Genomic DNA, 12,674 nt, shown 5'->3' with positions numbered 1-12,674 from the left:
TGCCGCAGCCCACGACGGGCCGCGGCACCCGGCGCACGCCCCGTCAGAACGGAACCCATGTCCCAGCCCAGTACTTCGGCAACCCTCGAGACTGCCTCCGACCAGGAGCTCCTGGCCCCACTGACCGACTACCCGGAACACGGCCTGGTCCGGGCACGCGCGGCCGAGCGTGCCAGGGCCACCGACGAGGCGGACACCACCCCGTTCGAGACCCTGCGTGAGCTCGGGCAGCGGGGCCTGCTGGACCTGGGTCTCGGGGGCGGGGACCTGCGTGGACAGGCAGCCGTCGTCTTCGACCTCGCGGCCGAGTGCACGGCCACGGCGTTCTCACTGTGGGGCCACCGCTCCGGCCTCGAGTACCTCGACGCGGTGGGGGCGCCCGTCGCGTCTGAGCTGCGCACCGGTGACGTGCCGCTGTGCTCCGCCATGGCACCGGCGTTCAAGGCCGCGGCAGGTATCGGTGAGATCCCCGTGACGCTCACCCGCCGGGGGGACCACCTGGTGCTCGACGGCACCGTGCCGTGGGCCTCGAACCTGTACCCGGACGCCGTCGTGATCCTGCCGGTCGTCCGGGAGGACGGACGCCCCGCGATCGTCCGCACCCGGGTGGCGGCCCGCGGGGTCAGCGTGCGGCCGCTGGAGAACCTCATGGCGCTCAACGCCACGGCGTCCGGCATCCTGCGCCTGGAGGGTGTGGAGATCGACGCGGAGCAGGACGTCCTCACCGAGGACGTCCCCGGGTTCCTGGCCACGGTCCGCGGACCGTTCCTGCTGCTGCAGACCTCGTTCTGCCTCGGTCTCTCCGCGGCGGCGCTGACGAGCGCGCGGGAGAACCTGGGCGGCGTCGGCGAGATGTTCCGCGAGGACCTGGACGACGCCGTGGCGGAGCAGCAGCGCCTGCGCGCGGACCTCGTGCGCCTGGCACGGGAACCGCGTGCCGCCGCACCCCGCGAGCTCCTGCAGTTGCGCCTCGACGCAGCCCTGCTCACCGGCGAGGCCACCCGCCTGGAGGCGAAGATCGTGGGCGGCCGTGGCTACGCGCTGTCCTCGCCCACGGCGCGCCGCGCACGGGAAGCAGCGTTTCTGCCCGTCCAGTCGCCCACGGAAGGCCACCTGCGGTGGGAACTGCGCAGGCTCGGGTGAGGCACGGGCACGACGGCACCGCGGTGACCACGGACCCGGGCACGGCGCTGCGGGTGCACGGTGTCAGCAAAACCTACCCGGGGGCCTCCGACCCCGCCCTCGACGGCGTGGACCTCACCCTGCACCGGGGCGAGACCCTCGCCGTGCTGGGCCCCAGCGGTTCCGGGAAGTCCACCCTGCTGCGTGCCATCGCCGGGCTCGAGACCCTCGACGGAGGCAGTATCGAGTTCTCGGACCCTGACGCCCGCCTTGCCGTGGTCTTCCAGACCCCGGCACTGTTCCCCTGGCTGTCCGTGCGGCTCAACATCGCCCTCGGCGGCAGGTACCGGCGCAACCGCGACCGTTTCGACGACGAGCACGTGGGCGAGCTGCTCGAGATCCTCGGCCTCTCCCACCTCGCCCACACCCCCGTGGAGGAGCTCTCCGGCGGCCAGGCCCAGCGGGTCTCCGTGGGCAGGGCGCTCGCCGTGCGCCCGGACGTGCTGCTGCTCGACGAACCCTTCAGCGCGCTGGACCCCGCCACCCGCGAGGACCTGCAGCAGTGGCTGCGGCAGCTGACCACTGACCTCGGGCTGACGGTCTTCCTGGTCACGCACGACGTCGCCGAGGCCATGGCGTTGGGGGACCGCATCGGCTTCTTCGCCGGACCGCGCGGTTTTCGGCGGCAGTGGGTTCCGTCCCAGGACGGCACCACGGCCGGACAGATTCTCGCGACGTACCGCGGCACGGACGACGAGGCGGGAACCTGGGAGATATGAGCGGGTCTCTCACCACACGGCGGACCGTCCTGCGCGCCGGGACCGCGGCGGTGGCACTGACGGGTGTGGCGTGGGGCGCCGGTTCCCTCTACACGGGAACCCGCATCGGCAGCGGTGGTGACGGCGGCTCACGGCCCGTGCGCATCGGGTACCTGCCGATCACTGATGCCGCGCCCCTGCTGGTTGCCCACGCCAACGGCTACTACGACGACGCCGGGGTGGCCGTCGCGCGGCCCGTCCTGTTCCGCAGCTGGTCCTCACTGTCCGAGGCCTTCGTGGCGGGCAAGGTGGAGGCCATCCACATGCTCATGCCCATGGCCCTGTACATGCGCTACGAGCTGCAGGCGGACGTGCGGATCACGGCGTGGAACCACACGAACGGCTCTTCGCTCACTGTGCACCCGGAGATCACGGACCTGGCGGGGCTTGCCGGCCGCACCGTGGCGATTCCCGCGTGGTGGTCCATCCACAACGTGGTGGTGCAGAAGATGCTCCGCGCCGAGGGGCTGACACCCGTGATGCGTGAGAGCCCGTCCACGAGCGCCCGGACCGTGGCGCTGGTCCCGATGGCCCCCTCGGACATGCTGCCCGCACTGAACAACGGGGTGATCGGCGGGTACGTGGTCGCGGACCCGTTCAACGCGGCCGCGGAGGCGAAGCACGTGGGCACGATCCACCGGTTCCTGGGGGACGTGTGGCGGGACCACGCCTGCTGCGTGACCATGCTGCGCGGGGAGCTGCTGAGGGATCGTCCCGAGCAGGCGGCGGGTTTCATGGACGCGCTGGTCCGCGCGCAGGCGTGGGCGCGGACAAACCGCCCCGAGACCGCGGCGGTGTTGGCCTCCGGCTACCTCCCGCAGCCGAAGCCCGTGATCCAGCGGGCCCTGACCTACACCGCGGCCGCGCACGCCGACGCGCTGCACCACCCTGACTGGCACGGCGAGTCCCTGGACTTCCGGCCCTACCCGTACCCGAGTTTCACGCAGGAGCTGGTGCGCGCGATGCAGGACACGGTGGTGGATGCCCCCGCCGGGTTCCTCACCGGGCTCGATCCTGCCACCGCGCACCGCGAGCTGGTGGACGACGCATTGGTGACCCGGAGCATCGCAAGGGCAGGCGGCTGGGGTGCGTTCGGGATGCACGGCACCACACGCACCGAGGAGATCCAGGCATGAGTCCCACATCCCGCAGCACGCCCAAGAGCACGGGCACGGATCTCGCCGCCGCACCGTCAGCGGGTGGCACCGGCTCGGCCCCTGTCCGAGACTCCAGAGCGGGTGCGCACAGTGACCGAGCGACATCGCCGTCCACGTCCCGGAGACGGGCGGGCGGGGGCGCCGGACGAGGTGCGGCCGTGGCTTGGGGCACATTCGGCGTCCTCGTGACCGTGGCGGCGTGGTGGGCGTTCACCCACGCGGCCGCCGGCGGGTCCACGATGATCGCGGCTTTCCGCCCCGAGCAGCTGCCAGGTGCCGTCGGTTCGCTCCTGGAACGGGGAGTTGTGGTCCAGGACGCAGTCACGAGTCTGTGGCGCCTGCTCGGCGGTCTGTTGCTGGCGACGGCGATCGGCGTGCCGCTGGGACTGGTGATCGGTTCCTGGCAACGGGTGCGGTGGGCGAGCGCGCCCGTGGTGCAGTTCCTGCGGATGGTCTCGCCGCTGTCGTGGGCACCGGTGGCCGTGGCCCTGTTCGGAGTGGGCAGTGCGCCGGTGGTCTTCCTCGTGGCGGCCGCCGCCGTGTGGCCGATCACCCTGAACACCGCGGCGGGGGTCGCCGCGCTGGACCCGGCCCACCTCCGGGTGGCACGTACCCTGGGCGCAACACCGTTCGAGCGGCTGCTCACGGTGGTGTTTCCGAGCATCCGTCCTTACGTCATGACCGGGGTGCGCCTAGCGCTGGGCATCTCGTGGGTCGTGCTGGTGCCCGCGGAAATGCTTGGGGTCAGCACCGGGCTGGGCTACGAGATCCTCAACGCGAGGGACCGTCTGGCCTACGACGAGATGCTCGTGGTGATCCTCGTCATCGGGCTGCTCGGCATCGCGCTGGACGCCCTCGCCCAGTGGCTGCTGCGGGAACGGGTGGTGCGCACCTGAGGGGGTCGGCGACGTCGCCCCCGGTCACCGTCCGGAGCGCTGGCTGCTGAAACCTTCCGGGCTGAAGACCCCAGGGCCGAGAACCGGGGGGGCGAGTACGGGGGAGCTGTGCACAGCGGTTCAACCGCGCTGGTGCAGCTCCCACGCCAGGTCCAGCAGGTCCCGCGCGGAGTCCTCCCAGGTGTGCTCGCAGATCCGCTCCAACCCCGCGAGCACGCGTTCGTGGGCCACGGTGGGGTTCGTGAGTTCGCGCACCCGGGCGGCGAACGCGGCGTCGTCGTCCGCGGGAGCGTAGCCGGCGGCATCGCCGGCGACCTCGCGGAAGATCGGCAGGTCGGAGCAGACGACAGGCGCACCCTCGGCGAAGGCCTCCACGAGCGGCAGGCCGTAGCCCTCCGCGCGGGAGGCCGTGATCAGCGCGGCGCACGAGGACAGCAGCTCGCGGTACTGCTCCTCGCCCACTCCGCCGTGGAAGACCACGCGGGCCCCGGTCGGCACCTGGGCCTGAAGCTCGGCGCGGCGCGCGGGGGAGATGCGCGAGAGCAGGTGCAGGGTGCGCCCCGGGAGGTGGGCCATCGCCCGCAGCAGGGTCTCCACGTTCTTGTACGGCAGGAACGAGCCCATGTACACCAGGTCCGTGCCGCGGCGTGAAAGCCGCGCGAGCGCCTCGTCCTCGGGGACCCCCGCTGACGGCGCCGCGTTGGCAATCACGCGCACGTCCCGTTTCGTGAGGCGCTGCGCAAGGATCTGCTGCCGGGAGGTCTCGGAGACCGTGGCCACGGCGTCGGCGCGGTTGAGCGTGAGCCGCTGGGGCCACCAGGCCTTGTGGTACGCGCGCCAGCCCCACTGCACCGGCAAGGAAAGATCGCCCGGGGGCTGCGGGTGCTCGTAGTAGATCAGGTCGTGCAGCGTGAGGATCAGCTTGTGGCGGCGCCCCAGCGAGCCCATGGTCTGCATGGGGGAGAACACGACGTCGGGTGCGTACCGGCTCAGCAGGGCGCCCGTGAGCACCTCGGCCGGGGACGTAACGGACGGGCCCAGCAGCGTGGGCAGACCCTCGGAGATCAGGGCAGCCTGGGCGGGATCGCTGATCAGTGCGGCGAGGCGGACGCGCGGATCGGAGGCAACCGCCCGAGCCGTGGCGGCGAGCAGTTCGGCGCTGTAGCGGCTGATCCCATCGTGGTGATCGGTGCGGATGTAGCGGGCGTCGAAGAGCAGCTTCACCGTTCGTGGGTCCCGTAGAGTCCGCGCGCGGTGGCCTCTTTGGTGAGCTGGTGCTCACCGGAGCCGGGGTCCACCGCGGGGATCATCCCGGTGAGTTGGTCCGGGGTGGAGGCGGTCGTGTCCGCGTGGGGTAACTGGTCGTAGCCCTCGAGGGGTTCCGGCGCGGGGGACGCCAGGAAGTCTTCGATGTATTCCGCCGCGAGCTGCGGGGTCTCGTAGTGGATCAGGTGACCCACCCCGGGGATGATCTTGAGGCTGTGGCTGCGGATCCACGAGGCCATGGTGCGCTGCGAGTGCACGGAGCCCAATTCGTCCTGGTCGCCCACGATGAGCAGGGTGGGCATGGTCAGGTTCATCGCGACCTCCGCGACGGTGTGGGAGATCGACGCCTGATAGGCCTCGGTGAGCACGTCCCGGTTGGCGAAGGTGTTGAAGTAGGCCTGGTGCTGGCGCAGCGCGTAGTTGCGGATCCCCGGGTCCTCGGACTTGACCATCACGTCCGTCATGAGTTTCACGACGGCGTTTGAGGTCAGTAATTTGGTGCCCAGCCGCCGGGGGAGGGACGCGCCCGCGGAGTAGTAGAGCTCCGTGAGCTTGGTCAGCCGCTTCTGCTGTCCGGCCAGGGCGGGTTCTGAGATGGGGTTGAGCAGGATCAACCGTTCCACCATGGCGGGGTACTCCACGGCGAAGTGCGCGGCCAGGGTGGACCCGAAGGAGTGCCCCGCGAGCACGATGCCCGTCTCGCAGCCCGGATGGACGGCGTTATCGGTCAGTGCCTCGAGGAACTCGCGCACGAACTCCACGTAGCTGGGCACCGAGTGTTCTCGGTCAGGGAAGGGTTCCGAGCGTCCGAAACCGGGCAGGTCCGGTAGCACCACGTGGTATTTCTCGCGTAGGGCGGTCGCGATCAGCTGCAGACCGTGGTGGTCCCCGCGGAACCCGTGGAGCATCACGAGCAACGGTTTGTGCTTCTTGTCCGCGTCGTAGAACCAGTAGCGCACGCGGTACCCGTCCAATTGCACGCTGCGGCGTTCGGCGTAGGTGTTCTCCACGGGTCCTCCAGTCGTGCGGCGTCGGCGCATCCATGCTAGCCGGGAGAGGCGCGGTGGCGGGCTGGTCTAAACTGGGAGAAATCCCCACACGAGAACGGGGGACCAGGCTGTCACCGCGCCGGTACCGGGGCGAGCGAGCATCCCCGGCCCATCCCCGTGAACTTTGAAGGCGAGGCACGTGAGCGAGCACAGCACCCCGGATGCGGGCACGGACTACGACGTCCAGCGCATCGAGGCCACCTGGTCCGGCTACTGGGAGGACAACCGGGTCTTCGCGCCCCGGGACGACGGTTCCGCTCCGCGGCGTTACGTCCTGGACATGTTCCCCTACCCCTCGGGGGACCTGCATATGGGCCACGCGGAGGCGTTCGCCATGGGGGACGTCGTCTCCCGCTACTGGCTGCACCGCGGGTACGACGTGATGCACCCGATCGGCTGGGACTCCTTCGGCCTGCCGGCGGAGAACGCCGCCATCAAGCGTGACGCCCATCCCGCGGAGTGGACCTACCGCAACATCGACACCCAGCGCGCCTCGTTCAAGCGCTACGCGATCAGCGTGGACTGGGACCGGGAGATCCACACGTCCGACCCCGAGTACTACCGCTGGACGCAGTGGCTGTTCCTGCAGTTCTACAAGCACGGGTTGGCGTACCGGAAGGACTCCCCGGTCAACTGGTGCCCCAAGGACCAGACGGTGCTCGCCAACGAGCAAGTGGTCAACGGTGCGTGCGAGCGCTGCCACACCCCTGTGACCAAGAAGTCCCTGAACCAGTGGTATTTCAAGATCACCGACTACGCCCAGCGCTTGCTGGACGACATGGGTGAGCTGGAGGGCCACTGGCCCGAGCGTGTGCTGGCCATGCAGCGCAACTGGATCGGGCGTTCCGAGGGCGCGCACGTGAAGTTCGTGATCGAGGGCGCGGGCCCCGAGGACACCTCCGGGCGTACCGTCACCGTGTTCACGACCCGCCCGGACACCCTCCACGGCGCCACGTTCTGCGTGGTCGCCGCGGACGCCGCGATCGCCCAGGAGATCGTGGCCCCCGAACACGCCGACGCGCTCGCCGCGTACCGGGAGGACGTCAAGGCACTGTCGGACATCGAGCGTCAGGCCTCCGACCGGGAGAAGACCGGTGTGTTCCTGGGCCGCTACGCGGTCAACCCCCTCACGGGCGAGAAGCTGCCGGTGTGGGCCTCGGACTACGTCCTGGCTGATTACGGCACCGGCGTGATCATGGCGGTGCCCGCCCACGACCAGCGGGACCTGGACTTCGCCCGGGCCTTCGACCTGCCCGTGCGCGCGGTCCTGGACACCGGCGAGGAGGACCCCGCGAGCACGGGGGTCGCCACCACCGGTGACGGCACCCTGATCAACTCCGGACCGCTGAACGGGCTGTCCAAGGCGGAGGCGGTGGCCAAGGCCATCGAGATCGTCACTGAGGCCGGGACCGGCGAGCATCACGTGAACTTCCGACTGCGGGACTGGTTGCTGTCCCGGCAGCGGTTCTGGGGTGCACCCATTCCCATCGTGCACTGCCCCTCGTGCGGTGAAGTGCCCGTGCCCGAGGACCAGCTGCCCGTGCGGCTGCCCGAGGACCTGCGCGGTGAGCAACTCGCGCCCAAGGGCAGGAGCCCGCTCGCAGCGGCGTCGGACTGGGTCACCGTGGCGTGCCCCGCGTGCGGCGGGCAGGCCACGCGCGACACCGACACCATGGACACGTTCGTGGACTCCTCGTGGTACTACCTGCGCTACGCGTCCTCGCACGACGACGCTGCGCCGTTCGACCGCGCCGAGGTGGACCGGTGGCTACCCGTGGACCAGTACGTGGGCGGTGTGGAGCACGCGATCCTGCACCTGCTGTACTCGCGGTTCTTCACCAAGGCGCTCTACGACTTCGGGTTGATCGGGTTCCAGGAGCCGTTCAAGGCGCTGCTGAACCAGGGTCAGGTGCTCAACGGGGGCAAGGCCATGTCCAAGTCCTTGGGCAACGGCGTGGACCTGGGTGAGCAGCTGGACGAGTTCGGCGTGGACGCCGTGCGCCTGATCATGGTCTTCGCGTCACCGCCCGAGGACGACGTGGACTGGGCGGACGTGTCCCCGCAGGGCGCCCAGAAGTTCCTGGCCCGCGCGTGGCGCCTCGCGAAGGACTGCACGGCCGCCCGGGACGCGGACGTGACCACCGGGGACCAGGCGTTGCGCCGTGCGACCCACAAGACGGTCGCGGACGCCGAACAGCTGCTCGAGGCGCACAAGTTCAACGTGGTGATCGCCCGGACCATGGAGCTCGTGAACACCGTGCGCAAGGCCATCGACGCGGGCTGCGGTCCGGCCGATCCCGCCGTGCGCGAGGCCACCGAGGCCGTGGCGATCCTGCTGAGCCTCGTGGCGCCGTACACCTCCGAGGACATGTGGCACCTGCTCGGGCACGAGGACTCCGTGGTGCGCGCCCCGTGGCCCACCGTGGACCCCGCGCTGCTCGTGGAGGACACCGTCACCGCGATCGTGCAGATCAAGGGCAAGGTCCGTGACCGGTTGCAGGTCCCCGCGGACATCACCGACGAGGACCTCGAGGCCGCGGCCATGGGATCGGAGGCCGTCCAGCGCCTGCTGTCCGAGGCCACGGTGCGCAAGGTCATCGTGCGCGCCCCCAAGCTCGTGAACATCGTGGTCTGATGTTCCCCCGCGAGCCCCGGAGCCCGTCCCCCCGTTCCACCGAGCGGGAGGGCGGGCTCCGCCCGTTCGGAGATGCGGCCTCTATTCCTGTCGGAGCGCCGTCAGCGTCCCCGTCTGCGTCCGCTTCCGCGTCCTCGGGGGACGACGACGCCGCGCCGCCCCGCGTCGCCGTCGTCACCGACAGCGCCGCCGCCCTGCCGGACTCCTGGCTCCGCGCGTTCGAGGACGCACCGGGCTTCGCGCTCGTGGACATGCCCGTGCTGATCTCCGGTCAGCTCTACACGGCCTGTGAATCCGACACCCTGTCCTCGCTCGTCGTTGCGCTCGCGGAGGGCACACCCGTGACCACGTCCCGGCCGGCCCCGGGGCAGCTGCGTGCCGCGTACCGGCGGTTCGAGGAGGAGGGGTACGACGCCATCGTCTCGGTGCACCTGTCGGGGGAGCTGTCCGGGACGGTGGGCGCCGCCCGGATTGCTCGCCAGGACATCGGGATCCCCGTGCGGATCGTCGACACCGCAAGCGCCGGTCTGGGGCAGGGTCTGGGGGTGCGCGCGGCACTACGGGCAGTGGCGTCGGGGGCGGGGATCGACGACGTCGCTGCGGCCGCCTGTGAGACCGCCGCCCAGGCACAGATACTGATTCAGGTGCGCTCGCTGGAAACCCTGCGCCGGGGTGGACGGGTGAATCCGACCACGGCGATGGTCGGTTCCATGTTCCAGCTCAAACCGCTGCTGAGCATGGCCGAGGGCAAGATCGTGACCGTGGAGCGGCCGGTGTCCTTGTCGCGGGCTAAGGCGCGGTTCATGGTGCTGGCGGGGGAGGCTCTGGCCCACGCAGAGACCGACCGGCCGGTGTTGTGTATTCACCACGTCGCGGACCCGCACGGGGCGCGCGAGATCGGTGAGGTGCTCATGGATCGCTACCGCCCGGACGCGGAGCTCGTGATCAGTGACCTGCCCCCGGTGCTCAGCGCGCACGTGGGGCTCGGGACGAAGGCCGCGGTCATCGAGGGCCCCACGTCCCGGCCCGTGTGGCACGACGGGCGGGCTGCACAAGCGCACCCCTGATCCGCGTGTCGCCCGAGTAATCCACCGGTGGCGTCGCGCACCCACGAGCCCTGTCGCCAGTGCGGTGGGGTGGGCGCATGAGTGGAATCGATTTCAGGGGACGGCGCCGGTTCCGGGACAGTGAGGCCACGGAGCGGTTGACGGCGCTCTTGCGGGAGGACCGGCAGTCGGGTGCGGGGCTGCCATGGGCGGAGCCAGGGCCCGATTGGAATGGTGATGTGGCCGGCCGTGGTGCGACGGGTCGCCGTGCTGCTGGCCATGATGAAGAGGGCGCCGACCTGGCTCCGGACGGTGGTGCGGAACCGGCCGACGACGCCGCCGATGGTGCCACCGGTCCGTCGCTCAGTGCAGACCCGGTGTCCGAGCACTCCCGGCATCGCGAGGACGTCGTGGTCCGTCGGCACATTGCTCGCCCCGCGCTGGTAGCACTGTGCGCCGTGCTGTTGGTGGCCCTCGGGATCGGGGGCTGGAACCTGCTCCCCGATGGACAGGGGGACGACGTCGTCACGTCCACTTCCGTGAAATCGGAGGGCGCCGTCGCCGGTACGGATGGCGCGGGGGCAGATGAGGGTTCCGGCCGCGCTGACGCCGCCCGTGAGGGCACTGAAGCCACCGGCCGGGACGACGCACCTCACGGGGTGTCCGGATCCGCGACGTCCTCAGGGCTCGTCGGGGGAGCCGGAGCCGGTTCAGCGGGCGGCGGTACCGCCTCCGCCGAAGAAGCCGGGGTGCTCACGGTCCACGTGATCGGGGAGGTCAAGGACCCATCCGTGGTGACGCTGTCCCCGGGTGCGCGCGTCATGGATGCGGTGGCGGCAGCCGGTGGATTCACGAAGGGTGCGGTGAAGGACCGGATCAACCTGGCGCAGCCCGTGAGCGACGGCGCCCAGATCACGATTCCCAATGAGGAGAACGTCGATCGGGTGGCCGAGGCTGCCGCGCAGGGCGGTTCCGTGAATGGCGCCGGGACCGGTGCCCCGGCCGAGGGAGCAGCGAACAGCGCCAGCATTAAGACTGGAGTGAGCGGTAGTGCTTCCGAGGGTGGTGCGGCCACGGGAGGTTCATCGTCCGGATCAGGCGCTGCGGCTAAGGCGGGTGGTGCGGCCGCCCTGCCCGGCGGCGCCCCGGTCAACCTCAACACGGCCTCGCAAGCGGAGCTCGAGACCCTGCCTCGCGTGGGACCGGTCCTCGCACAGCGGATCGTGGAGTTCCGCACCCAACACGGCCCGTTCACCTCCGCGGAACAGCTCGACGACGTCAGCGGGGTGGGTCCCGCCATGCTGGAGGCACTGCTACCACTGGTCACGGTGTGAGCGTGCGATGGGACCTGCGCCTGGTCCCGGTTGCCATCACCGCGTGGGTGTGCGGATCGCTGACACTACTTGCCGGGTGGACCGTAGGGGCCGTGGGGGCTCTCGGCTGCGTGCTGGTCTTCGGCCTCGCGTGGTGCGCCCCCGCTCTTCTCGACCGGTCTCGCATCCGGCGGGTGAACCGCGGGCCACGAGGGAAGGCGCCCGCCTCGGCACAACGCAGCCGTCCGCCGGCCGGGCAGCCGAGCCGCGCGCGATCCTGGACGCATGCGTCGGACGTGCACGGGGGTTCCTCCTCCCATGGATGCCCGCGGCCATCATCCAGCGAGTCCCGCGCCCGGATGAGGTCCCTCCTGCCCAGCCTGGCCGTTCTGGCGGGGGTCGTGGCGCTGAGTGCCGCCGCGGCCATCACGACGGCGCTCGCCGCCACCGCACCGTCCCGCGACTTCCTGACCGAGCATCCTCCCGGTTCCGCGGTCCGCGTCAACGCCACGGTCACCGGGATGCCCCGCGAATACACGGGCTCACCGGCGCCAGGGGAGCAGGAGGCATCGCGCGGCGTCGTCGTACCCCTGGCCGTCCACGCCGCGGACGGGAAGGCCGCAGCCGCCGAACTCACGGTGTTCGCCGCCCACCCCGGGTGGGACGGCCTGCGCGACGGGGACACCGTCAACGCTGTGGTGAACGTGACGCGCACCGCGAACCCGGCACGGCTCACTGCCCGGGCCACCTCCCCACCCACCGGATGCGATCACGGCTGCCGGGGAGCCCGGCCCGGACTGCTGGACACCGTGCGCGCGAACCTGACCCGGGTGTCCGGACGGTTCGGTGCAGTGAGCGCCGGGTTGGTCCCCGGCATGACCGTGGGAGACACCTCCCAGCTGCCCGAGGCGCTGGCGCAGAGCATGAAGGACACCGGACTGACCCACCTCACGGCCGTCTCCGGGTCCAATTGCACTGTGGTGATGATCCTGACCGGGTACGCCGCCCTGACCCTGGGCGCGGGGCGGCGACTGTGCGTGGGTATCGGGCTCGCCGCGCTCGCCGGGTTCGTGCTGCTCGTGGGCCCCGACCCCTCCGTCCTGCGCGCCGGCGTCATGGGTGCACTCGGCGGGGCCGCCATGCTCAGCGGCCGCGCCGGCGTCAGCCTCAACGCCCTGTGCGCCGCCGTCACCGGCCTGGTGCTCGTGCAACCGCCCCTCGCCATCGATTTCGGCTTCATCCTCTCCGTCCTCGCGACCGCCGGCATCCTCGTGAGCGCCCGCCCCGTGACCCGCGTCCTCGCCTCCCGGATCCCCACAGCGCTCGCCGCGTGCATAGCCGTGCCCCTCGTCGCCCAACTGTGGTGCGGGCC

The 12,674-nt window shown here is 70.9% G+C and carries 10 protein-coding genes; 8 read left to right on the top strand and 2 right to left on the bottom strand.

The genetic code is table 11. The annotated features are described in order from the left end of the window. Positions 1-57 precede the first annotated feature (57 nt). The 4 genes from J1M36_RS00335 to J1M36_RS00320 all read left to right on the top strand — a co-directional run bounded on the left by J1M36_RS00335 (position 58) and on the right by J1M36_RS00320 (position 3,993). On the top strand, positions 58-1,143 hold the full coding sequence (locus J1M36_RS00335) for an acyl-CoA dehydrogenase family protein (protein ID WP_206478269.1): 1,086 nt from the start codon (positions 58-60) through the stop codon (positions 1,141-1,143). Beyond that, entirely contained in the window at positions 1,140-1,901 is a 762-nt protein-coding gene (locus J1M36_RS00330) for an ATP-binding cassette domain-containing protein (RefSeq protein WP_318545503.1), read from the top strand. Before J1M36_RS00335 ends, J1M36_RS00330 begins: the two co-directional genes overlap by 4 nt. Beyond that, a complete protein-coding gene (locus J1M36_RS00325; protein ID WP_206478268.1) occupies positions 1,898-3,076 on the top strand; it encodes an ABC transporter substrate-binding protein in 1,179 nt (392 codons plus the stop codon). Before J1M36_RS00330 ends, J1M36_RS00325 begins: the two co-directional genes overlap by 4 nt. Positions 3,077-3,255: 179 nt before the next feature. Then, positions 3,256-3,993 (top strand): ABC transporter permease, encoded by a 738-nt coding sequence (locus tag J1M36_RS00320; RefSeq protein WP_229566321.1) that lies wholly within the window; start codon positions 3,256-3,258, stop codon positions 3,991-3,993. A gap of 120 nt (positions 3,994-4,113) precedes the next feature. On the opposite strand, the gene J1M36_RS00315 is transcribed toward J1M36_RS00320, so the two are convergent. Further along, entirely contained in the window at positions 4,114-5,217 is a 1,104-nt protein-coding gene (locus J1M36_RS00315) for a glycosyltransferase family 1 protein (protein ID WP_206478266.1), read from the bottom strand. Further along, positions 5,214-6,269 (bottom strand): alpha/beta fold hydrolase, encoded by a 1,056-nt coding sequence (locus J1M36_RS00310; RefSeq protein ID WP_098053468.1) that lies wholly within the window; start codon positions 6,267-6,269, stop codon positions 5,214-5,216. Before J1M36_RS00310 ends, J1M36_RS00315 begins: the two co-directional genes overlap by 4 nt. A 178-nt stretch (positions 6,270-6,447) precedes the next feature. Between J1M36_RS00310 and leuS the strand changes: the two genes are divergently transcribed. The 4 genes from leuS to J1M36_RS00290 form a co-directional block, all read left to right on the top strand. Continuing rightward, a complete protein-coding gene (gene leuS / locus J1M36_RS00305) occupies positions 6,448-8,943 on the top strand; it encodes a leucine--tRNA ligase (protein WP_206478265.1) in 2,496 nt (831 codons plus the stop codon). Further along, entirely contained in the window at positions 8,943-10,010 is a 1,068-nt protein-coding gene (locus J1M36_RS00300; RefSeq protein WP_206478264.1) for a DegV family protein, read from the top strand. The genes leuS and J1M36_RS00300 overlap by 1 nt, the downstream gene beginning before the upstream one ends. 356 nt (positions 10,011-10,366) lie before the next feature. Beyond that, positions 10,367-11,323 carry a ComEA family DNA-binding protein gene (locus J1M36_RS00295; protein ID WP_206478263.1) on the top strand — a complete coding sequence of 319 codons (957 nt, stop codon included), beginning with the start codon at positions 10,367-10,369 and terminating at the stop codon, positions 11,321-11,323. A 338-nt stretch (positions 11,324-11,661) separates the two neighbouring features. Further along, positions 11,662-12,674, top strand: a 1,013-nt coding sequence (locus J1M36_RS00290) for a ComEC/Rec2 family competence protein (RefSeq protein WP_206478262.1), incomplete at its 3' end; no start/stop codon positions are given.

The organism is Kocuria sp. KRD140, from assembly GCF_017168375.1.
In the GTDB taxonomy this organism is placed as follows: Bacteria; Actinomycetota; Actinomycetes; order Actinomycetales; family Micrococcaceae; genus Kocuria; species Kocuria marina.
This window is presented reverse-complemented; position numbering and strand designations above follow the sequence as displayed.

What these genes read in the sequence shown, in the direction of transcription:
- J1M36_RS00335 (WP_206478269.1), top strand. Translation starts at nt 58, where the DNA reads ATGTCCCAGCCCAGTACTTCGGCAACCCTCGAGACTGCCTCCGACCAG.
- J1M36_RS00325 (WP_206478268.1), top strand. Translation starts at nt 1,898, where the DNA reads ATGAGCGGGTCTCTCACCACACGGCGGACCGTCCTGCGCGCCGGGACC.
- J1M36_RS00300 (WP_206478264.1), top strand. Translation starts at nt 8,943, where the DNA reads ATGTTCCCCCGCGAGCCCCGGAGCCCGTCCCCCCGTTCCACCGAGCGG.